The 23,012-nt window shown below is 42.1% G+C and carries 14 protein-coding genes; 11 read left to right on the top strand and 3 right to left on the bottom strand.

Translation table 11 applies throughout. The features are described from left to right. From NH462_RS10920 to NH462_RS10905, 4 genes are all read left to right on the top strand, one after another. A partial coding sequence (locus NH462_RS10920; RefSeq protein WP_253105696.1) for a hypothetical protein occupies positions 1–250 on the top strand: 250 nt, incomplete at its 5' end. An 81-nt stretch (positions 251–331) separates the two neighbouring features. Next, positions 332–1,708, top strand: a complete 1,377-nt coding sequence (locus NH462_RS10915) for a glycerophosphodiester phosphodiesterase family protein (protein ID WP_253105695.1) — start codon at positions 332–334, stop codon at positions 1,706–1,708. Between the two features lie 394 nt (positions 1,709–2,102). Further along, positions 2,103–3,848, top strand: coding sequence for a methyl-accepting chemotaxis protein (locus NH462_RS10910; protein WP_010377936.1), 1,746 nt, complete (start codon positions 2,103–2,105; stop codon positions 3,846–3,848). Between the two features lie 390 nt (positions 3,849–4,238). Continuing rightward, positions 4,239–6,620, top strand: a complete 2,382-nt coding sequence (locus tag NH462_RS10905) for a TonB-dependent receptor (RefSeq protein ID WP_253105694.1) — start codon at positions 4,239–4,241, stop codon at positions 6,618–6,620. A gap of 348 nt (positions 6,621–6,968) precedes the next feature. Here NH462_RS10905 and dgt read toward each other — a convergent pair whose 3' ends face one another. After that, a complete protein-coding gene (gene dgt, locus NH462_RS10900) occupies positions 6,969–8,492 on the bottom strand; it encodes a dGTPase (protein ID WP_253105693.1) in 1,524 nt (507 codons plus the stop codon). Positions 8,493–8,739: 247 nt separating this feature from the next. Here dgt and NH462_RS10895 point away from each other — a divergent pair, with 247 nt between their 5' ends. Genes NH462_RS10895 through NH462_RS10875 form a run of 5 tightly spaced genes read left to right on the top strand, consistent with a single transcriptional unit; the run spans position 8,740 to position 16,673 of the window. Then, positions 8,740–9,681 (top strand): DUF4007 family protein, encoded by a 942-nt coding sequence (locus NH462_RS10895; protein ID WP_253105692.1) that lies wholly within the window; start codon positions 8,740–8,742, stop codon positions 9,679–9,681. A gap of 5 nt (positions 9,682–9,686) precedes the next feature. Continuing rightward, positions 9,687–13,124, top strand: a complete 3,438-nt coding sequence (locus NH462_RS10890; RefSeq protein WP_253105691.1) for a hypothetical protein — start codon at positions 9,687–9,689, stop codon at positions 13,122–13,124. An 8-nt stretch (positions 13,125–13,132) separates the two neighbouring features. Then, on the top strand, positions 13,133–13,960 hold the full coding sequence (locus NH462_RS10885; RefSeq protein WP_253105690.1) for a phosphoadenosine phosphosulfate reductase family protein: 828 nt from the start codon (positions 13,133–13,135) through the stop codon (positions 13,958–13,960). Positions 13,961–13,978: 18 nt separating this feature from the next. Then, positions 13,979–15,697, top strand: coding sequence for an ATP-binding protein (locus tag NH462_RS10880; protein ID WP_253105689.1), 1,719 nt, complete (start codon positions 13,979–13,981; stop codon positions 15,695–15,697). Positions 15,698–15,707: 10 nt separating this feature from the next. Then, on the top strand, positions 15,708–16,673 hold the full coding sequence (locus NH462_RS10875) for a hypothetical protein (RefSeq protein ID WP_253105688.1): 966 nt from the start codon (positions 15,708–15,710) through the stop codon (positions 16,671–16,673). Between the two features lie 35 nt (positions 16,674–16,708). On the opposite strand, the gene NH462_RS10870 is transcribed toward NH462_RS10875, so the two are convergent. After that, positions 16,709–18,763 carry a DNA phosphorothioation-associated putative methyltransferase gene (locus NH462_RS10870; protein ID WP_253105687.1) on the bottom strand — a complete coding sequence of 685 codons (2,055 nt, stop codon included), beginning with the start codon at positions 18,761–18,763 and terminating at the stop codon, positions 16,709–16,711. Positions 18,764–19,123: 360 nt separating this feature from the next. Here NH462_RS10870 and NH462_RS10865 point away from each other — a divergent pair, with 360 nt between their 5' ends. Both NH462_RS10865 and NH462_RS10860 read left to right on the top strand, forming a co-directional pair. Continuing rightward, positions 19,124–19,477 (top strand): hypothetical protein, encoded by a 354-nt coding sequence (locus tag NH462_RS10865; RefSeq protein WP_253105686.1) that lies wholly within the window; start codon positions 19,124–19,126, stop codon positions 19,475–19,477. Positions 19,478–19,815: 338 nt separating this feature from the next. After that, positions 19,816–21,057 (top strand): hypothetical protein, encoded by a 1,242-nt coding sequence (locus NH462_RS10860; RefSeq protein ID WP_253105685.1) that lies wholly within the window; start codon positions 19,816–19,818, stop codon positions 21,055–21,057. Positions 21,058–21,143: 86 nt separating this feature from the next. On the opposite strand, the gene NH462_RS10855 is transcribed toward NH462_RS10860, so the two are convergent. Then, positions 21,144–22,835 (bottom strand): hemolysin D, encoded by a 1,692-nt coding sequence (locus NH462_RS10855; protein WP_253105684.1) that lies wholly within the window; start codon positions 22,833–22,835, stop codon positions 21,144–21,146. Positions 22,836–23,012 lie beyond the last annotated feature (177 nt).

The following is a 23,012-nucleotide window of genomic DNA, read 5'->3' as shown; positions in this document are numbered from 1 at the left end:
AAATATTTTTTGCGATGTCGATACTGATTGTTGTAATCTGCATTTGGTCTTCTCCCATTTTGATTGTTTGCAATTCAATCATGGCACACCGATGCCGAGTGTGGGAGGAGACCATTACATCAGGTTAATTAATCGCTTAGATAATTATATCGCATCTAAGAGTCTGTTAAGTGCAGACTCTTTTTCTTTATATTCAAGTTACACAACCATTATTCAGTCAGGGGAGTTATATTTAGTTAAAAAGATGTAACCAAAAAATCATGATTTGTTCCTGTAATCGTAATGCAAAGCGTCTAGCGTAAGCCTTCTTTAAAATAATAATGGTATTACAATGAATAAGATAAGCGTTTGTTCTGCGATCATAGCTACATTATTACTGAGTGCATGTGATGATGACTCTGTGGAGGTTGTACAGGTTGAAAAGCCGGTGATCACAACGGAGACTGAAGTAAAAGTCGTTGAAGTTCCGGTAATTGTGGAGGTGCCTGCAGGTAGCGCAAGTGCCATGCAAGTGGGTACACGTCCTGATTTCTTAATTCAAGATATGGAAGAAGGTGCACTCAAAACCAAGCTTGAGCAGTGTGCTAACGGACCTTTTTATAAAACAGACTTTTCAATTGGACACCGTGGTGCGCCAATGCAGTTTCCTGAACACACCAAAGAATCTTATATTGCGGCCGCTAAAATGGGTGCTGGGATTTTAGAGTGTGACGTTGCCTTTACTAAAGACAAAGAGCTGGTTTGTCGCCACTCACAATGTGATTTACACACAACAACAAATATTTTAGCAACGGATTTAGGCCAAAAATGTACAACACCATTTGTACCAGGCGATCCTGAAAATGGAATTGCAGCCCAAGCTAAGTGTTGTACCAGCGACATTACTTTGGCTGAGTTTAAGACATTAAAAGGTAAAATGGATGCCGCGAACTCAATGGCGACAACTGTAGAGGAATATATGGATGGTACGGCAAATTGGCGCACCGATTTATATGCGAGCCGTGGTACTTTAATGACCCATGCCCAGAGTATTGAGTTATTTAAAAGTTTAGGCGTGAAAATGACGCCAGAGCTGAAGACTCCGTCTGTCGCTATGCCTTTTGACGGTTTTACACAAGAAGCCTACGCACAAAAAATGATCGACGAATACAAAGCTGCAAATGTAGATCCAAAAAATGTCTGGGCACAGTCATTTAATCGTGACGATATCGTCTATTGGATAAAAGAAAATCCAGAGTTTGGTGCACAGGCAGTGTATTTGGACGACAGATACGAAGCGCAAGCAGTAGACAATGAAACCATGGTATCAGCAGAGCAAATCGTGCATAACCCGGAGCTATTGTCGCCAACAATGGAGGAGCTTGCAGCGGATGGTGTTAACATTATCGCACCGCCTCTTTGGATGTTATTAACCGAAGAAGGGGGGAAAATAGTACCTTCACCTTATGCCAAAGCTGCAAAAGCAGCAGGGCTTGAGATCATCACTTGGACACTAGAGCGCTCTGGTCACTTAGCCAGCGGTGGTGGTTGGTACTATCAAAGCATCAACGGCAGTCTGTCAGGTGCGGCGATGATAGATAATGATGGTGATACCTTTAAAGTGCTAGATGTATTGGCCAAAGAAGTTGGCGTACTTGGCGTATTCTCTGATTGGCCAGCAACGACCACCTACTATGCAAGTTGCATGGGTATGCCTGCCAGTATTTAAGCGGTGTTAATTGTGGTAGGAGCGGGTTCACCCCGCGATCTTTTTTCTAATAATCGCCGCCTAAAGCGGCTCCCACCACGATTTTGAGTATATGGTAGGAGCGGATTTACTCCGCGATCTTGTCTTTAATGAGCGCCGCATAAAGCGGCTCCCACCAAGAGTTTGAGTATATGGTAGGAGCGGATTTACTCCGCGATCTTGTTTCTAATGATCGCCGCATAAAGCGGCTCCTACCACGAGTTTGAGTATATGGTAGGAGCGGGTTCACCCCGCGATCTTTTGATTTGGTTTTCACTGTTATTATGTCAACTCCGTTTGTTCCTAATTCTATGCTAGAAGAATCTCACCCTCTGCACTAGTCTTTATTGTGAACGCTTTAATAAAGGCTAGAATCATGAAGTTAAACTCTATCCGTATCCTCATGACCACTATCTTTGGTGGCATTATTGTTTTTGTCGTCATCGTTACATTATTGGTTGTTAACATGTACAACGCTTTGCTTGATTTTGAACAAATGGCGGACAACCGTTATAAGGCCTATCAACTGGCCGATGAATTAAGACAAAGCTCCGATGATTTAACGCGATTGGGAAGAACCTATGCGGTAACTGGGAACGATAAATACGAAAAGATGTATATGGATGTATTAGCAATTCGTAATGGTGAAAAGCCAAGACCTGAAGGTTACCATAAAATTTATTGGGATCTGGTGCTTAACTATGGTGAGAAACCTAAACCAGACGGTCAGCGAGAAGTATTACTCGATGCCATGAAAGCGGCGGGCTTTAGCCAAAAGGAGCTCAACTATTTAAGTGAGGCACAAGCCAATTCCGATGGCCTCGTCGCATTAGAAGTCGAAGCCATGAATGCCGTAAAAGGTAAGTTTAAAGATAGTTCAGGAAATTACACCATCCAAGGCGAGCCTGATTTGAACAAAGCGGTTAAGCTTACTCACAGTGATGATTATCATCGCTATAAAGCCAACATCATGAAACCAGTTGAATCGTTTTTTACGGAACTTGAAAGTCGTACCAAACAAAATGTTGTGCAAGCTCACAGTGCTGTAGAGTCTTATGTTTTGTGGGCGATGGTGATGTTAGTGATAACCGTATGTTTTAGTTTATTCGGTGTGTATTTAGTTCGTCGTCGTATCGTGAAACCGATAGAGTTACTTGGTAGAACTTTTGAAGAGATAGGCAGTTCAAACGATCTTAGAAAAACGGTAGACGAAAGCGGCGCAACTGAGATTAAAGCGGTGGCCAATATCGTAAACCGTATGCTCAATAGCTTTAAAAATACAGTCACGAATATCGGCTCAGCGGGTGGCGCGATGTCACAATCTTCCAAAGAAGTGGCGCACTTTATTCGCAGTAATAAGGAGATAAGCGAAGAACAAAACGCCCGTCTTGAAACCATCGCTACGGCTGCGGAAGAAATGACCGCAACACTCAATGAGGTCACGTCCAGTACCGTGAGTACAGCAGATTATGCCAATCAGGTTGAACTTGAAGCACAGCGGGGGATGGAAGTGATGTCGCAAACCAGCCAGCAATTTAGTGATTTGTCAGTGCGCTTTGACGAAACCGCGAATATTATCTCTGAGTTGACTGAGCAAAGTGATCAAGTGTCAAATGTAGTGAGCGTGATCCAGGCTATTGCAGAGCAAACTAACCTGCTTGCATTAAATGCTGCCATCGAAGCGGCAAGGGCGGGAGAGCAAGGCCGCGGTTTTGCTGTTGTTGCAGATGAAGTAAGGACCCTTGCACAAAGAACCCAAAAATCCACCGAAGAAATTCGCGATATTATCAACCAGCTGCAAACCAAAGCGGGGAGTGCGAATACCGCCATTCAGCAAAGCCAGCACCAAGTGCAAGCGACGGAAGAGCAGGTGATGGTATCTTCCGAAGTGCTTGATAGCATCTTTGAAGCGGTGAGCAAAATCAAAGACTTGACTCAAGGTGTTGCCACCGCTTCACAGGAGCAGTTATCGGTGACAGAAGACATTAACACCAATATCAATGGCCTGAGTGATATCTCTAAAGAAGCGATTAAGCGGATGAATGAGTTTATGGCCATTGTTGAGCAGTTAGAGCAAACCAGTCATCGCCTCAACGACAATGCAAGGGAGTTTACTGTTTAGCATGTAGGAAGTGTTTTACGCGGTGGCCTCTTCTTTACTGATCGCCGCGTAAAGCGGCTCCTACTAAGGGGTAGAGTATGTTGTAGGAGCGGATTTACTCCGCGATCTTGTCTTTAATGATCGCCGCGTAAAGCGTCTCCCACCAAGGGCCTGAGCATTTGGTAGGTGCGGGTTTACCCGCACTTCTATCTCTAATGACCGCTGCTTTACGCGGCGATCTCTCCATGAATAGGACCAAGAAAAATCAAAAAACCTGCAACGTCCCTTAAATATGATCTAAATCAAAAATGCAAATGAGATTAATTATCAATATTTTTGACTTTTGTTCAGTTTCCATTTAGAGTACGCGCCAAAATTTACTTTAATGCAATAAATTTTGGGATATTAACAATGACAAACACGCCTTTTAAACGTGGTGTACTTTCTGCTTTGGTGCTTTCTGCCCTTAGTCCAGTTGCTTTTGCTGATGCAGTAAAAGCGCAGCCAGACATGGAGCGCATCGTGGTCACTGCGACTGGCTTTGAGCAAAAAATACCAGAAGCACCAGCGAGTATTTCAGTGATCACCGCTGAAGACATTCAAGCTCAGTCTTACACTACGTTGCTTGATGCCGTGAAGTACCAAGAAGGCGTGGACATTGGCACAACTCGAGATAAAACCGGCCAAGGCAGCGTGAGCATGCGTGGTTTAACAGGCGAATATACGCTGCTACTTATTGACGGTAAGCGTCAAAACAATCACGGTGATATCTACCCAAATAACTTTGGTGGTAACGCGTTTAACCATATTCCACCTAAAAGTGCCATTGAGCGTATTGAAGTCATTAGGGGGCCAGCCTCTACACTTTACGGCGCAGATGCGATGGGCGGCGTAATCAACATTATTACTAAAAAGTCAGTAGATGAATGGACCGGCAGCATCGATTTTGGCCGAAGCCTACAAACAAACGACCAGTTTGGTGATGACATTACCACTGACTTCAGTATCTATGGGCCTTTAGTTAAAGGTTTACTCAACTTTTCTGCTCGCGGTAGCATTTATGAGCGTCAAGCATCAAACCCTGAGTTTTCACCTGCAACCGATCCAAATGGTGAGCAGCATCATCGTGAACTTGGTTTTGGTAGTGGTGGTAGAACGGTTGATAACACTAATACGCAACTTGGTGCGACGTTTGTATTTACGCCAAACGACAACCACACTGTTACTTTTGACTACGATATCTCAAATCAAGAGTACGATAATACACCAAACTACGACGTTGAGTCGGGCAAAATTACCTATCCGCTTGGTACCAAAGACAACATCGAATCAATCTGGCAAGACCGTCGCGGTGTGGTAAATCCACGCGCAGGTTATGCGGCGGATCAAGAATTTGATAGAAGCTGGTGGTCACTAACGCATCAAGGTACCTTTGGTGATATTGAAACCTTTGTGTCATTGGCGTTTGTTGATACCGATAACAATGGCCGTACTATGCCGCTTTCTGTTGCTGAGCGTAAACTACTACAAGCCATGTATGATGGCAGTGGTAAATATGCCGATATGGAAGAAGCAGAACGTAAAGCGCTTGCTGAAAGCACATTCTTACCACGTCCAAAGCGTACACTGAACAGCAACCAATATACGTTAGACGCGCGAGTGGATATTCCTGTTGACGATTTACTTGGCGATCACGTGTTTGTTGTGGGCGGCCAGTGGGTTGACGGTGAATTACAAGATGGCGTATTTGGTATGGAGTCGGGCGTTGATCAAGGCGTTCAGGAACACCAAATGTACTCGCTATTTGTAGAAGATAACTGGCACTTAAGCGATCCGCTAACAGTTACAGTGGGTGTCCGTCACGATAACCACGATGTATTTGGTAGCCAACTTTCTCCGCGTCTATACGGTGTATACGAGCTGTCTGACGATTGGACAGTAAAAGGCGGGATCAGTACAGGTTATAAAACGCCACAAACGACTGACTTATACAATGGTATAACCGGCTTTGGTGGTCAAGGTACGTCACCGTTTGCAGGTAACCCCGATCTTGAACCAGAAACCAGCGTAAACAACGAAGTTGCATTGTATTGGACACACCCAACAGAGAACCACAATTTTAATATCACTTACTTCTCAACGGAGTTTGACGATAAAATCGCCCGTGGTGACACCATCAAGAGTTGCTCTGCAACCAATGGTGCAAAACCATGCGTGAATTTGGGCGTATACGATGAGCTTGGCTACGATACTTATAGCCAAAAAATCAATATCGACAAAGTTGAGATCCAAGGCATTGAGCTTGCAGGCCGCTACCAGTTCACGGATGCAGTTTCACTTTACGCGAATTACACCTGGACAGACAGCGAGCAAAAGAGCGGCCCTCAAGAAGGTCAACCACTAACCAATACCGCTGAGCACATGGCAAATGCCACTGTAAACTGGCAAGTAACAGACGAGCTTTCACTAACGCTAAATGCTGAAATGCGCTCCGATCGCTACCGTGGCTGGGACAACAACCTAGACAAAGCCATGTACTACAAAAACTACAACCTACTGCACTTAGGTGCTAAATACACCTTTAACGACAATGTCACTGTATTTGCGCGGATCAATAACTTATTGGATGAAGACTTTACGTCTTATAGCACAGATTACAATGACTTAAACGGCGATGGCAAATACGAATACCTAAGCGGCCGTGGTGTGGTAAGCGAAGTCGTATTTAGCGACGACTACAACGTAAAAGACAAAGCCCGCAATATTTGGTTTGGTGTAAACGTGACGTTTTAATACTCACGTAAAGCATTACTAGATTACAAAACTCAAAGGAAGTGCAATTTGCACCTCCTTCTTTATTGCCTCCTGCGTAGGACGCAGCGATCATTTATCTACCTTTTATCTCACTCGTAGCAGCAGCTTTACGCGGCGACAGTCACCTGTTTTAACAGAATAAATCCGCTTGCTACTTTGTGTAGGAGCTGCCTCACGCGGCGATCATTTCTCTACCTTTTTTACCTCACTCGTAGCAGCGGCTTTACGCCGCGACAGACATCTGTTTTAGCAGAATAAATCCGCTTACTACCATGTGTAGGAGCCGCTTCACGCGGCGATCTTTTCAACAAGACTCAACCATTAACCTCAATCCAACGCGGTCAAGGCACGATAGGTATCATACGCAAACTGATCAGTCATACCGCTAATAAAATCCTGAATAAGACGGCAGCGAAAATAAAACTCAAAAATCGCCTCGGCTCGCTCAGTCTCACTAAGCTTCGCAACCGTCTCGCGGTATACCGCAACATACTTTTTGGAAATTCGATTAATCAATCGCGACTCTATCGCAAAGTCATGGTCGCCATTTAATGCTGCGTTAAACTCGTCGGCGTGTAAATCAAGCACTCGCTGATATTCATTCAATATGCTGCTAGTGATCTTATAACCTTGAAGCTCCAACTGCTCGACTTCTTTATTCGAAAATACCTCGTTGGCCGCAACCGTTTTCAACGACTTTACAATGGCATGAAGGTGACTATTATCCTCCAGTAACGAAGCGTTAAAACTCCCTTCGTAGATTGCATCAATATTGTCGATAAAACGTGTTTTGGCATGTTCAGCAAGCGGGTGCAACAACCCCACGCGGAGCCAAATAAAAAACTCGTTATCAAAATTCGCCATATGCTTGCTGGCTTTGTCATTGGCGTAGTGCAGCTTTTTACTCATAAGCTCTAACAGCTTGTCGTCGGTGATCCCAAATCCAGCGGCGATATTTTGATATTCCTCTATTAAACAGCCTGTTAACTCATCTACGCTAATAATGCCTTTTTCTACAGCGTCTTCCATATCAGCAAGGCAATAAGCAATATCGTCAGCCGCTTCCATGATATAAGTCACCGGGTGGCGATTACCCACTTGGATCTGCAATTTGTCGCACAGCTCACTGACAAAACCACTTTCACTAAAATAGTATCCTGCTTTCTTTTGCAGATAAGACTTATCAATGGCTACGGTTGATTTAGGCGTGGTCGCGCAGCGGGTATATTTCATCACAGTGGCGCATTGTGAATAGGTAAGGTTAAGCCGAGAAAGTGTATGAATAACACGAATGGCTTGGGCGTTACCCTCAAAACTACAAATATCGAGCAGTAACTCCATTTCTTGATTTAATACCGCCAGATCAAACGCTTTGCTCTCCTTTGAGCCATACCTAAGCGCCGCCCGAGCACTTGTTGCAAACTGTTGATGCTGACTTAAATAGCGCTTAAACCAATCATTGATAGCGGCCTCGCCGAAGTGACCAAATGCAGGGTTACCAATATCGTGCATCAAACAGGCCATTTCAGACAGAGTAATCAAACACTCAGACAAATCCACCTGCTGGCCGTTTTTATCTCCATATTGCAGCAAATCTTGCTTACCTTGCTGCATCAGCGCATCAACAATTTTTTTAGCAATGTAACGACCGTTTTGTTGCACCTCCAGCGAGTGCGTTAAGCGCGACCGCACCGCGGCATTACGCTCAAGCGGAAACACCTGGGTTTTTTGTTGCAGCCGTCTAAGCGCAGCACTGTTGATAATACGCCCACGGTCGCTCTCAAGGCTACTCGCCTCACTGCCACCGGTATTGTAAGAACGCTCGTTTGTTATTTTCTTTTTGAAGTGCATGCCACTTTCCTGTTGAGACCCAAGCTACATTTTCAATGTAGGTGAATGTGGAAAAGTTGTAAACCGCTAGTGATTTTGGTGATAGTCCACCATTAAATCTTCAACTAGATCCATCCGAAATTGATGGCTGTGTATTTATACAGTGATTTTTTGTTTTATAGCGCTATAATCAGTGGTAACATTGCTACCATTTATATGTCTCAATTTATAGCTGTATCAGAGACAGCTCAAGGATCCAACATTTCGCATGAAACTGGACAATAAAAAGTCGGCATTCGGTCGTCACGAAACATTTTTTCTAAGGTATGGTTGGTTGACCAAAGGCTTTTGGAAGCACTTAGCTCATATAGCTAAAACTGATTTTAAAGAAGATATTTTTAAATCGGATATAGCTCTTGTTGAGTTAGGTGTTGGCAAAAATATGGTTGGTTCAATTAAATATTGGTTGCAGGCTACGCAGCTGCTTGAATCATCCGCAAATCACTTAAAACCGACAAAGCTCGGTTTTGAGTTAATTGGCACCCAAGAAAAGGAAGGTTGGGATCCATATTTAGAAGATGAAGGAAGCCTATGGTTATTGCATTGGCTCATAGCTTCTAATAGTGCTTTAGCGACGACGTTCTTTTGGTTTTTTAATTGCTACCATAAAAATAAGTTTACACAAGAAGAGTTGCGGACGGCTTTATCCGATTTCATCAAGGAAACACTCTCAAGCAGTGTTTCTAGCGCTACTGTTAAAAATGATATAGCAGTGCTGACCAGAATGTATTCGTCTGATGCAACAGGAAAATCAATAAACTGGGATGAAGCTTTAGATTCTCCTTTGGGGCAATTAGGTCTAATAGACACTTTAGCAAATAAAGAATATCAGTCAGTTACGTCTGCCAAAAGCACTTTACCTGCACATATCGTAGGTTTTGCCATGGCACAGATATTTAAGGAAAGACAAGCTGTTTCGATTCCTGTCGAGGAATTGATATACAGTAGTAACAATTGGCCAGCTCTAGGTTCTATTTTTAGATTATCGGAAAACCAAACAATTGCTTTAATTGAAGAAGTTACTTCAATTAAGTCAGGATTATATGAGGTGAGTGAATCTGCGGGTATCCATCAGGTATATCAAGTGGCAGACACTGTAGAACCCTTATTATTTTTGGAAGATTATTACGGCAAAGCGAATAGCCAATGATGAATATGCAAGAAAAAATAAAAATTAACAGTCATTACACACGATCAGTCAACCTTGAGCGTGATCATGCTAGTGGCTTGACTATTTCATCATATATACCAACTTCTCGTGCCAAACGAATGTTTGAGAGGGTTATTGAGAGTTTTAACGAAAATAATCACCCGAGAGCTTGGTCACTTGTAGGACCTTATGGCTCTGGAAAGTCTTCTTTCAGTGTCTTTTTGTCTCACCTATTGGGTAATCCTGAGCTACAAACCACGCAAAACGCGTTTAAAGTGTTAGAGAGTAATAATATTCCTCAAGCTGAGCATATAAAGTCTCATACAGCTGACTCTTCGGGCTATATTAGAGTGCTAATTTCGGGGTCGCCTGAACCTTTATGCAAAAGAGTTTTGAGAGGTTTGGAGCAAGGGGCTCAAGAGTACTTTGCCCATCAAAAAGGAAAAGCACCCAAAGTACTCTCAGATATTGAAGAGGCGAACACAAAAGAAGTTACAGCTTCAGATGTTGTTCAGTTGTTTACTCAGCTCCAAAATACGATCAAAAGGAGTAAAACAAGCAAAGCTCGCGGCATTCTGCTGGTTATCGATGAGCTTGGTAAATTCTTAGAATATGAAGCACGGCATTATGGTGCTAATGATATTTACCTATTGCAGCAATTGGCAGAGAAAGCGTGTGAAGGTCATGAATGTAATCTTCTCATGTTTGTGTTGTTACACCAATCTTTTGAGCAGTACGCTAAAGGGTTAGGGGAGGCTTTAAAAAATGAATGGGCCAAAATTCAGGGTAGGTTTGAAGAAGTTCCATTTCTTGAAAGTACAGAACAAACCCTAAAAGTTGTTTCTAAAGCTATAGTTAATCAAATAGACGAGAAAACATTTCTACCGATTGCACAAAAGATAGAGCAATTTGTAGAGATTTTACACGAGAACGATGCTTTACCGTCTGTGTTGGGTAAATCTGAAGCTATCGACTTATTTAAAAATTGTTACCCCCTTCACCCTATAACAGCGCTAATTTTACCGTTTTTGTGTCAAAAGCTAGCACAGAATGAACGCACACTCTTTAACTTCCTTGGTAGTTCAGAGGAGTATGGTTTCTGTAGCACGTTGAAGGAGTTAGACTTCGGAGACTTCATTCTGCCTGATGTGGTTTTTGATTACTTTGTGACTAATCAGTCTTCAGTTGTAACCGATCACCTTACACATCGCAGGTGGGCAGAAGTTGTGACAGCACTTGAAAGGTTTGGTGATAGTGATTTTGCTGCCACTCGGTTATTAAAGTCCATTGGTCTTTTTAACATTATTAATGCAAAGGGTAACTTTAAGGCTCAAGCGCCACTACTTGAAACATTGGCAGCAGAGGGGTTTAAAGAGAGTATTGCTGAACTTGTGCAAAAATCTATTATCACTTTCAGAGCTTTCAATAATGAATATCGAGTATGGCAAGGAAGTGATTTTGACTTGGAAGAGGAATTAGCAAAACAGCAAAGCTTATTGGGAAACTTTTCACTCTCTGAAGAGCTTAATAAAGCACAGATTTTACGACCGATTGTTGCAAGGAAATATACTGTAGAGAACGGTGCGCTACGTTTCTTTGTTCCTAAGTTTACTGATGCAGAAAAATTCAAGAGGGAAGCTAAACAGGCTGCTGCTGAACCGAGAATTGTACTGTACCTAGCGTTTGGTCAAGATGATATTGAGCTATTTCACAAGAAAGTGTTACATGATTTTGCGAAGAATGAAGTTGTAGTCCTTTGTAAAAACTCAACACAATTAAAAGATGCATTCGCTGAGGTCATCTCGCTCCGCAAGCTAGAAGAAATGAGTCAAGTTCTCAGCGAAGACCCTGTTGCGAAAAGAGAGTTCTACGACAGGCTAAACGCAGCGGAAACAACAGCGACGAAATTGGTCAAATCGATAGAGATTTCACCAGAGGATTGTGAGTGGTATTTTAATAGTGAAAAGCAACTTGTAGACTCGAGGCGACGTTTACAAGAAATGTTATCGAGCGCTTTATACTCCATTTATAAAAAAGCACCGTCTTTTCACAACGAGTTAATTAATAAAGAAAAGCCATCTAGCCAAGCGAATGCAGGAAGAAATAAACTGCTTCAAAGAATGCTGGAAAACTGTTCTAGTGAAGGGTTGGGGATTGAAAAGTTCCCACCAGAAAAGTCCATGTATTTATCGATTTTAAAGCAGCATGGGCTTCACGTAAAAGTTGATGGTGAATGGAAATTGTCTAAGCCTAAAAAAGGCTCTGACTTGTTACCTGCATGGAATTGCATTGAAGGATTTTTAGATAGTGCGCAGCATGGTAATCAAAAGACTTTGCTGGAACTTGATGGTATTCTTATGGCCCCGCCATACGGAATAAAACAAGGCGTTTTACCTATTTTGTATGTACATGCTTTGTTAGTGAAGCAGCATGAACTAGCTATTTTTGAAGATGGTGCATACATACCAGAACTTAAATATGAGAGCATAGAAAGGCTCGTAAAAGCCCCCAAGTTTTTTAAAGTAGAAAGCTTTAAAATTGAAGGGTTAAGAGCCAGTATTTTTGACGGGTACAAAGAAGCGCTTTTTGATGACTCGGAAGCAGAAAAGACAATACTCAATATCGCAAAACCTTTAGCAAAATTCATCAATGGGTTGCCGAATTACACAAAAAAAACACGGGCAAATGAACTCAGTGAGCGGGCACAGAAGTTAGCTAGGGCTTTTGAGCATGCAAAGTCTCCACAAAAATTGCTATTTGAGTTGCTACCAAATGCACTGGGATTTGAATCAAAACAGTTAGACACTGATGATAAGAGTGTGTTGACGCAATTCTCGAAAGATTTACGAGAAGTGCTAACTGAACTTAAGTACCATTATTCAGAAGTACTGAAGCATGAGCAAGAGCTAATTTGTGCGGCATTTGGATTAGATAAAAATATGGCGGCAGGCAAGTTAAGACACCAGCTTGCTCATTACGCTGGACTAGAAGAGTATTCTGTCGATGTTGATGGTTTAAAGGCCTTTATTCGCAGGTTAACTGCAGACTCGTTAACGGATGAAGCTTGGCTTGAGGGCATCCTAACATTTTTAGCAAGCAAACCACCGAAAGAATGGAATGACGCAGATAGAAGTAAAGCTGAGTTTAAGCTAAGTGATTACATTAAAAGAATTGCGGAACTAGAGAAATTAAGACTTGAAAGCCGTGACGCACAGCAACATATTGACGGTGACTTTGAAGTTGTTTTGTTGAAATCCCTTAAAAAGGGAGTGAGCCCTCGAGAGCAAACCGTTGCTATTGATAAATCCAAGCGTGAAGCAATTGCACCAATGATTAAGCAGATTGAGGCTGAACTCGAAGGCTGGGAAAAAGAAACTAAACTAGCCCTATATGCTGAGTTGGTAGACGGTTTTCTGGCAACTTTTAGGCAAGAAATTGAGTAGGGGACATTATGGTTAAGCACTTAACAGTAAAGCAAGCAATGCAAGACACTAGCTCTAGGCATGTGCTCGGTTTGTCCGGTGGCAAAGATAGCGCGGCACTGGCTGTACATATTAGAGATAATTACCCTGAACTCCATGAGAAAATGGAGTACTTTTTTTCTGATACTGGTGCAGAATTGAGTGAAGTATATGATTTTTTAGGTATTCTTGAATCATATTTAGGTAAAGAAATCATACGTATCGGTAGCGAACGCCCATTTGAGCATTGGCTAAAAGTAAATAATGACTTTTTACCATCGCCACGACAAAGGTGGTGTACGGTTAATATGAAGTTAAAGCCATTTGAGAACTTTGTTGGAAATGATGAGGTTATAAGTTACATTGGTATTCGTGCTGATGAACATCGTGATGGTTATGTGAGTACAAAACCAAATATAAAAGCGGTTTTTCCATTTAAGGATGATGATCTAGAGCGTGCTGATATTTACCAAATATTAGAAGACTCTGTAGGTATACCAAAATATTATGAATGGCGTTCACGTTCTGGTTGTTATTTTTGTTTCTTTCAACGTCGTGATGAATGGTTGGGTCTAAAACGTTACCACCCCGAACTTTTTGAAAAGGCAAAAGAAATAGAGCGGAAGTCAGGGAATGGCTATACCTGGGTTCAAGGAATGACTTTAGATGAAGTTGTTGAGTTAGCAGAAAAGAAAGAAAAAGAAAAAGGGCTAATATTCTCCGACAAAACACCGGATAAGCAGAAGTGGCAACGAGTGTTGGAGAATATGGAAGAAGACGATGCCGATGATCAGGCGTGTATAATTTGTAGTTTGTAGTTTAAATAAGGAGAGCCAATGGACAAGAAAGAAATCCCGGCACAAGCAGGAAAGTTACTTAGTGCCGTCGCCAGTATTGGTTATGATCCAGAAGTGGCTTTATGTGATTTGATAGATAACTCTATTGATGCTTCGAGTGAAACAATAAATATTTACTTAACTGATAATGTGTTAGAAGAATACGACGTATACTCTGGCAGTGCAGGTTATGTTATTTCGGATGATGGCATTGGCATGGATGAAAGAGCTTTGCTCAATGCGTTTACACTTGGTAGTCATCGAGATTATCCAACAGGTTCACTAGGTAAGTTTGGTTTAGGTTTAAAATCGGCAGGGTTATCATTAGGGGATAGGATAACAATACTAACATCCCAAGGTGGTGAAGTTATTGTTGCCAGGCTATCAATTGAAGACGTTATTCAGTCTGGTAAATATCAGATAGAAATAGGTCCAGCCGATGAACAGCAACTGACCGTTTGGGAAAAGTATTCAATTACGGATAAGAGCGGTACTATTTTAATAGTGGACCAGCTAAATGATACACAGCCATCGTTTTCAACTTTCATAGACTATTTTAGCCGATACTGTTCGAACGTATACCATCTAATAATAGAACAAAAAGATGTAAAATTAGCTGTAAATAGTCAGCCTTTGGAACCAATTGATCCCCTATTTGAAGATGAGGCACAGGCAAATTCATCTTTGATTAACCCGAACGAATGGAATGGTAAAACCCCTCATTTACTGTTAAATGAACAGGTATTAAATCTGGATGAAAAAGTCTCATGTAAAATAATGGCTACGCATTTGATTCATCCTCCCTCATTTGAGGAAGAAGGTCGTAGAGATGAAGTTAGGGCAAGCTATCAAATTGAAAAAGACCCTTACACACGAAAAGATAGGCATGGCTTTTATATATATCGCAATAATAGGATTATTGTGATGGCAGAGAGATTTAGAGGAATAGTGTCTGCTGAAACTTCTGCCTGGGCTTTTAGAGGGCGACTCGTTTTTGATGAGAGTGCAGATGATATTCTTCATTTGGACGTTAAAAAAAGGCACATGAGGCTTCCTGCTACTGCACGGAATAATTTGAAACATATAATCGGAAGTTTTCATACAAAATCGGTAAACGCCTGGAAAGCTGCTGGTGAAAAGTACAAAAAGTCTAAAGGGGAACAAAAAGAAAAATTTGCTAATGATAGTATTTCGAAAGCTCCAATTTCTAATTTAGACTATACACCAGGTAGTAATGTCGAAACTCAAAGTGACATGCAAAAGAGAGGAGAGTTGCAAGCAAAAATTAGTAGGGATACAGAAAAAGACATCACGGATGCAGCATTTAATGCTGATAAAATAAAAAAAGAAGCCGAAGAAAATAACTCAATAATACTGGTGGAAGGACTTAGAGGTAACCCTATGTGGTTACCGTATCCTGCGACAGAACTTAAGAAAGCAGAAGTTCTTGTAAATACTCATAATTCATGGATTTCTGAAGCGATTAAGGGGATGGATGATAACCCACATTTGTCTCTGGTACTATATCAAATGTTTGCAATAATGAGCCGAGCCGAACTAGAGCTGCGTTCAACACCATATGATGATATATCAAGCTCAGTGATTGAGAGAGTATTTGAAAGGTTTCGTAAAAAGGCTAGTGCGATATCTGAAGATTTGTCCGAAACGCTTACAGCTGATTTAGCTAAAATTCAAAACGGTAGTTTTTCTGACGAGTAGGGTTAGTTGAATGTTTTCACCTTTAATGAAAGTAACGGGTCTTTCTGCTGAGAGCATTAACCTTGGTCAGCAGAGGTCCTGGGTATATGTTATTTTTTGCTATAAGCACTCACTTATATATATTGGAGAGAGCTTTGACTCAGAAGGAATTCTCCGGAGGTTAGGTTCACACTTTGGTCCTTTAAAGAGTAGCACCTTAAAATCAAGGGCTTATGAGCTTTCGAAAGTTCAAAAAATAGAACCCCCTTATCTTGTAGTTGCTTGTGATATCACAAGTAAGGACTGCGACTCTTATGATACCTCAAGTAAAAAAACAAGACTAAAGATTGAGGCTGATTTACATGAGCTTTTCGCCTCTTTATTTATAAGTGAACATCCTGGGTGGAACATAATTTCCAGCGCTACCTATAGTGACATGAATGCTACAGATGGGATTAATGCAGTGGTTAAATCTGTTTATCATGAAGGCGTGTCAGCTTTTAAACATTATCAACATTTGTCTAAAGTTTCCCCATGGAATCTAGTGGTGTTAGGTAGACCTAATCAAAATAAAAAACTCGAGAAGTTATGGGATGTCATTGAAAGAATAGAAGTCACCCTTTTCGAACATTTGATCGATACTTTAAAGAAAGAAGGGGGGGACAGCTGGTGGTCTGACATGGTGCCTCAAAACATTAGAAGTAATTGCGTTGTTAGAAGAGAGGAAGAGAAGGGTCATGAAACAATGCCCCCCGAAGCTTATTTAGACCTGGTTTCAATGAGAGATATCATAAAGAAAAATTGGTTGCTGTTTTCTTCTATAATGGAAAAAGTTTCATTAGAGGGTGGCAAAGATAAAGCAACTTCATGGATAATTGAAATAAATGAAGTTAGAAAAGTCCTCGCTCATCCACTTAAAGCTAAATTTAAAAGTGTTTCAGGTGATAAGGAGGAGTCTATTCGAAGGTACTTAAAGAGCTTAGAATCAGAGCTTTGACACATTGGTTAAACAGTTAAATTAAGTGGAAACACTCACAATTTTAGAAATCGGCTTTTTTTCAATTCCACCCCCCAAAACTCAAACACCTTTAGCAGAATGTTCCAATTGGGCCATTCTGCTTTTGGTATGCCTTTAAGCATATTGGCAAGCTTCTTATCGAAGCGCTGTTGTGCTCGGTGTGCCTTGGAGCCGTTTTCAAGAAAGTCGATTTTGTTGTACAGCGGTTGCAGTGGGTATTCGTTGCCATAGTAAAAGTAGTCAATGTTTTGCTCGGCCAGTTTTACTTTTATGCGCTCGGTGAGTAGCGGGAGTTTTTTGTTGTAGTCGTCGTATTTAAGTAGAGTGACTTTGCTAGAGCGCATATGAATTTTAATTAAGTCAATGTCGTCTAAATCGCCGTATAGCTGGGCGGCACAACCAATATAGACTCGCAAGACTGCTGGTAGCTGATTAAGATAGGTTCTCGGCAGAATATAACTGTGGCTGTGATTAAACTCGCCTAATTGCAACGATGAATAGGTGTGATGGCAAGCTTCACCTATGTTGACTGGATCTGAAATTGAGAATAGTAATTGTCTTGCCTCGTCAATGGCTTGATTAAAGCTGGTAAAGTGGCTTTTTATGTCTCTTAGCAGGCGGTTGGGCAAATGGCTTTTCGCTTGGCGTTTACCAAATAGGCTGAGGGCAAAGTATACCAATAAGTCTTGTTTGCGTTTTAGCTGTGCGTTTTTAAAATCTTGGTAGTCAAAATGGTCGCGTACCAACTCAAAAGCTTTGTTGTGGCTCGCGATGATGGCCCGTACTGCGTCACTTTGTTCAAATTCGTCATTGGCGGGTACTCTACCAAAGTGCAAACAATGTTGCCAAAATTGCTCAAATAATGCTGGGTGTTTTTCCAATAAGCTTTGCTTTACACGAGTAGGTAATTGTTTGGTGGTTGGACGCTTTGTAATATGCTGCCACTCGTGAGCTTGAAACTGTAGTTCAATATGGTGTAACTCAAGTAATTCTGGGCATTTAAATACAGCAATGATCCCTTGTCCAAACGGTACAGTTTTTACATTTAGGGTGTGCTCTATAAATTCTCTGATCTGTGCTTGGCTGTAATACTTTTGAAACGTATTCCGTTTGGTGATCACACCGTCTTTATAGGGTTTGAATTGCTCTGTAACGGCGGAATGAGTGAGCATAACAGAAACTACAATTAGTTTGTCACATAACTCATATGCTTGGCGTAACGTATCTACACGCTCGTCATAGTCTTCAATTACATTAAGCACAAAGCCTAGATTTACTATATCGCTTTGTACTTTTTTGCCACTGGGTTTGTGCACAGGGTCCCAAGCATTAGTGTTAAGACCGCTGGCTTCGAGCTCGCGATGGTCATCCCCTAGGCCGCAGCCGTAGTCTTGAATTGAATATTCACCGTTAAGGTAGCCAAACTTGGCAAGTTTTTGAAATGGTGCTGAGAGCCTGTCACGGTTTATTGCAGTCAAATGTCGTTGAACTGCTTGTGTCTGCTCTGCGCTCTGCTCGGCATTTTGCTGGGCTAATTGTTCAGATGGGTGCAGCCGGCCGTATTCATCTAGCTGATATCCTTTGCGTTTGATTAATGCGTTCCACTGCTTTTTAAAGCCTATCGTTTTGGTGTTTTGATAAAGGCCAATAGCTTCACCTTCTTTGGTGATAGATTCAAATTCAGCAAATTTTGGATAGTCAGGCAACACAAAAGCTTCTTTACGATGCAAAATGGGTGGATTGTCAGATTTCGAATAATCTGCCTGTTTAGCTGTACTTTCAAGAATATCAATAGTAATGCTGTGCTTTAGCGCTGGGTAAGCGTAATCATCAAAATCAGGGTAGTGGAGCAAGGTGATTTTAAAGTCACGTTTGAGCAGTTTTAGTACGTTCCATGGCGCAGACAGGTGATGGGTGTTAATTTGTTGCTCAAGGAGATTTTGCAACTCCTCAGGAAGTGCAGAGCATATCGCCGAGTGGTGCACGTATACGGCGTTTGGTAGTTGCTTGCCAACCTTAATTGCTTTAACAAGCTTTTTATATTCAAGAAAGTTTAGCTGGGTCGACATGTTCAAAATAATAGTAATAGGCGCGTCCGCGCTTTTGGTATTTTAATTGCCCGCGCTCACGGCGATGCATCAGCTCGCAGCCACTGATCTTTAGTAACTTTTGGGTTTGTTTACTGGTTAACCAGTGGCCTTGTTCAGACATTTCTGTTTGATTTTTGATTTCCTTTGTATTGACTATAACCTTGTTAAGCTTAAATTGCAGGTGATTATTGAAGTAGTATAGCCATGGTAAAATATTACTTGTCGAAGTTTTTCAAGATATTAGCCTAAGAGTGAAACCCAAAAATGGTAAAGTGACGGCTGGTTACTTTTTGAGTAAGCTTCTTTTTAATCAGCACTTTTAGCATAAAGGATAGCCCGATGAACCAAGCCCTTAAATTTTTACTGTCTATCATAATCGTCATCATGACTTTTGTCGTGTCAGCAACCTTGGCTGGGATGTTGGCGGAATATGCGGGCTGGTGGAAGAAGCCGGTGATAGGCGGTGTAGCAGCGGCTTGTGTGGTGCTGTCGGGTTATATAAGTGCGCCGGTGTATAAGCTGTATTCTGCGGCGGTGTGGTTATTGATTGGTGCAGGTGCAGCTTGGGTGATGTCGAGTGTGTTTATGTATGCTGAAGATGCCGACACCTCAGTGCCTTTGTATGTTACCTATGCAAGTGGTGTGGTTGCTTTAGTGCTTTGTTGGGGTTGGGAGCGTCGAAAGGTTGTGTGAGGGGTTGATTCTCTGGAATGGGGTGCAAGAGATCGCCGCGTAAAGCGGCTCCTACCAGTGGGAGTCTAGTGTGGTGGGAGCGGATTTATTCCGTGATGTTTTCTGTTGAGATCGCCGTGTAAAGCGGCTCCTACCAGTGCGGAGCTAGTGTAGTGGGGGCGGATTTATTCCGCGATATTTTATGTAGAGATCGCCGCGTAAAGCGCCCCCACCTGCGTGAAGTGGTTTTTACCAGTGGGATCTAGTATGGTATGAGGGGATTTATTCCGCGATGTTTTATGTAGAGAACCCCGCATAAAGCGGCTCCTACCTACCCAATTATTAAAGGAATATTCAATATGACTCCAAGTGCGTTACGCAAAGCAGTTAATGCCTTTTCTCAAGATACTCAGCATCAACCGGATTATTATTTTGTTGAAGGCTATTTGATAGGCAAAGTTGCCATTAATGATATTGCTGAAATACACGAGTGGTTGCCTGAACTCTTTGGTGATTACACGGTTATTTACCGTGCTCAGTTAGAGGCCTTAATGGATTTGCATGAGCAGTGCGTTTCAAGCTTGGATGGAAAAACTTATAAGTTGCCAAAAGAGTGTGCGCTCTCTAAGCAAGACTTTGCTGCATCATTAGCAAAGGGGGCTCCGTTACCGAGCTTTTGTCTTGGTCTGCTCAAAGCTTTGGATAAAGTATCTTTTGAGAACTTGTCACTAGAGCAGAAAGGTGCAGTAAGTGAATTACAACAACAGCTCACCGGATTTACTAACTTAGAAGCAGCAAAGGCGGCGTTTTCACACGCTGAGCCTATGGTGCCTTTTGAGCGAGAGGCTCATGACGTAAAGCGTTATTTGGCAGGCGCGATTATGGAGTTAGGGGATACGTTGATTTGGGATCCTGAGTTAGACAACGAGTTCGGAGCGTTTGAATTTGACGAAGATTTTGATGAAGAACAAGAAGAAATAAGAAACGCACTGATTGAAAACTTGCTCAAATTGACTCACATTGATTCAATCCCTTTACTTGAACAGTTTATTCATAATGAAGAACAAGACTTTATTACGCCTGATTATATTGAAGAAAATCAAGGCAATTTTTGGCTTATCCACGAAACCAGACCGTATATGTTTATTCGTTACCATAAAGCGTGGATTTACTTTTGGGCAGACAAAGTACAAGAGGCGGTTGATGAGCTAGAAGTGTTGCTTCGACTTAATCCAAACGATAATCAGGCCTGTCGATACCTGTATGTAAATGGTTTAGTCATCTTAAAGCAGTGGGATAAACTACAAGCTTGCCTTGATGAATATGAAGAAGAGAGTATTTTTATGCTATCCGCAGAGGCGTTGATGCGTTTTGCGCAGGATGGCGAGAGCAAAGCTTTGAATGAGCTAAAAGCGACAATCAAAGGGTACAATAAGCACTTTATCAAGATGCTTACAGGTCAAGAAAAGACCAAACAAAAAGAGATATATGGCTACACATTGGGCTCAAAAGAAGAAGTCTTAAGTTATATAGATTGTGGTGGTAAAAAAGCCTGGTTAAGCGTTGAAGGAAGCCTCTTTTGGCTGCGCAAGAAAAGTTAATAGTACTTTGTATCAGGCACGCTGAGTGAGTCTATTTAGGAAAAGGCCCTAAATGATAGGGCCTGTTGGTTGGGGGTTGTGTTACGTTATATGCCTTCAATCATCCACTTAGCGGATAACTGGTCCGGCTCGCCATGGCGATTTAACTCAGGTTGGTTTTGTGCTTGGTTAAACCAAATATATTGCTGCCAAAATTGATTTTTGATATTCCAAACACCACCTTGATATATCAACGAGTAGAGTGCTTGTTTAGGGGAGTCTACGAGCTTGAGATAACCTGCGCTTTTGCTGCTGTAACTTAAAAACAGTGAAGGGGCTTGAGTGGCTCTAAAATAGTGCAGACCCTCAGCATTGGTTACCTGAATTAAATCGAGAGGCTCATTTGGGCTAAAGGTAATTCGGGTGTCATTATTCAGGGTCTGTGCCGCTAAATACTGATTATTTACTGGCGACTTTATCGTGATTTGTGTGCCCGAATCACCACTTAACTGCGGATATGTCCAGCCGCTTGGTGGCGTTTGCCAGGTTAGAGATTTCCAACGCCAGTTGTAGGGTATATCTAAGTGTGGGTCGTTAAGATCTTCAAAACCAGGTTCGGCTTCGATATTAAAAAGACATTGGTTTCGCTCTGCATCTAGCTGTGCAACACGCTCGGCTTGGCTAGTTGTACCTACATTTAGCTCTGCCATACAGGCTTCAAGCGACTTCCCTTTTCCCGACTCATTAGGGGCCAGTACATAAGTATGGTCACGTTTACTTTCGTCCTCATACCAAGCCAGCATAGCTGCCTCGTCAAACGACAACCAGTTTTGTACTAGTCGCTGTGCTTCTTGCTCGGCTACGCTACGTCTTTGTGCTTTTGGTATTGCCATTGTGCGAATAAACGCAGCCCAGAGATCTTTACTGGCCTCCAGCGCGACAATCGCAACCGGTTTCATGCTACTAATACGATAAGACTGCCAACCAGATTCTAAGCGTGTATTCGCTCGCCAAATTACATCGCCACTGGCGAAGTTGAGCACATCTTTGGTATCGTGCGAATGCTGCTCGGCACCTTCAGAACAAAGGTAAGCTTTTACTTGCCAAACCTTTTCGTAGTTATCTTTTGGGAGCCTTACCGTATGTTCTGGACTAAATGAGTCTTGAAATAGGTGAACAGCACGGCCAAACAAAAAGTAATTATGATCTACTTCCGCAAGGGCGGCGTGGCCACCACCATCCCATACCTTGAGGCGCTTTTCCTCAGCCATAGCCGCATCAATAAAATGTTGAACAAAGCGTCTTTGCGCGCGATAAGCTGCATCTACACCACCTTGGCCTGCAATATCATCATAGCGGCGCATAAAGTGATCTAGCTGAATGTCAGCCGGCTCTTGCGAGACTGCGCTAAAGCAGTTTGGGCCGGTAGGATCGGTACTGGCGTTGGTGACGTTAAATCCAGCAATATCAACCCAGCGCTCACCAACGATGGCGGAGTTCACACTGTCGTATCTTGGTTCATAGAGCGGGTTGTTGTTTAACTGGGACTGGAGTCGAGTAATTTCATCTTGTGCGGTATGTAGCGCGATGTTCTTTGCCAGACCATAGCGCCAAGCGTGTCTGGGGTCGTTGGGATCTGGTTCGATAATGTGTTCGGCATCCAGCACTTCAAGTGCTGCGGTGCGGGTTAACCATTCATGTCCCATGGGCATGATCCCTTGTCCACCAAATTGGGTGAATGCTTGAACTGTGCTGCTTAATGCAAGTCCTAGTGCAAATGTGAGAGGCTTTATTTTCATATCTACTCCTTGAAAACTAAAAGCAAAAAATAACGTTTTTACTCAACTGAGGGACAAGGATTATAGTTTGTGAAATAAATGTTTCAATTAATTTTTGTTTGTAACGAATAAATTTTCTAATCACCTGATTTGTTCTTTGAGTGTTAGGCTCTTACATGGTTTAAAAAAGATAAAAAT

Source organism: Pseudoalteromonas sp. OANN1, assembly GCF_024124685.1.
Taxonomy (GTDB): Bacteria; Pseudomonadota; Gammaproteobacteria; order Enterobacterales; family Alteromonadaceae; genus Pseudoalteromonas; species Pseudoalteromonas piscicida.
Note: the sequence above shows the minus strand (reverse complement) of the source record. Positions and strands in the feature narration are given on the sequence as shown.

Coding starts and splice junctions, on each gene's coding strand:
- NH462_RS10915 (WP_253105695.1), top strand. CDS start 332: ATGAATAAGATAAGCGTTTGTTCTGCGATCATAGCTACATTATTACTG.
- NH462_RS10890 (WP_253105691.1), top strand. CDS start 9,687: ATGCAAGAAAAAATAAAAATTAACAGTCATTACACACGATCAGTCAAC.
- NH462_RS10910 (WP_010377936.1), top strand. CDS start 2,103: ATGAAGTTAAACTCTATCCGTATCCTCATGACCACTATCTTTGGTGGC.
- NH462_RS10865 (WP_253105686.1), top strand. CDS start 19,124: ATGAACCAAGCCCTTAAATTTTTACTGTCTATCATAATCGTCATCATG.
- NH462_RS10895 (WP_253105692.1), top strand. CDS start 8,740: ATGAAACTGGACAATAAAAAGTCGGCATTCGGTCGTCACGAAACATTT.
- NH462_RS10880 (WP_253105689.1), top strand. CDS start 13,979: ATGGACAAGAAAGAAATCCCGGCACAAGCAGGAAAGTTACTTAGTGCC.
- NH462_RS10875 (WP_253105688.1), top strand. CDS start 15,708: ATGTTTTCACCTTTAATGAAAGTAACGGGTCTTTCTGCTGAGAGCATT.
- dgt (WP_253105693.1), bottom strand. CDS start 8,492: ATGCACTTCAAAAAGAAAATAACAAACGAGCGTTCTTACAATACCGGT.
- NH462_RS10885 (WP_253105690.1), top strand. CDS start 13,133: ATGGTTAAGCACTTAACAGTAAAGCAAGCAATGCAAGACACTAGCTCT.
- NH462_RS10855 (WP_253105684.1), bottom strand. CDS start 22,835: ATGAAAATAAAGCCTCTCACATTTGCACTAGGACTTGCATTAAGCAGC.
- NH462_RS10905 (WP_253105694.1), top strand. CDS start 4,239: ATGACAAACACGCCTTTTAAACGTGGTGTACTTTCTGCTTTGGTGCTT.
- NH462_RS10870 (WP_253105687.1), bottom strand. CDS start 18,763: ATGTCGACCCAGCTAAACTTTCTTGAATATAAAAAGCTTGTTAAAGCA.
- NH462_RS10860 (WP_253105685.1), top strand. CDS start 19,816: ATGACTCCAAGTGCGTTACGCAAAGCAGTTAATGCCTTTTCTCAAGAT.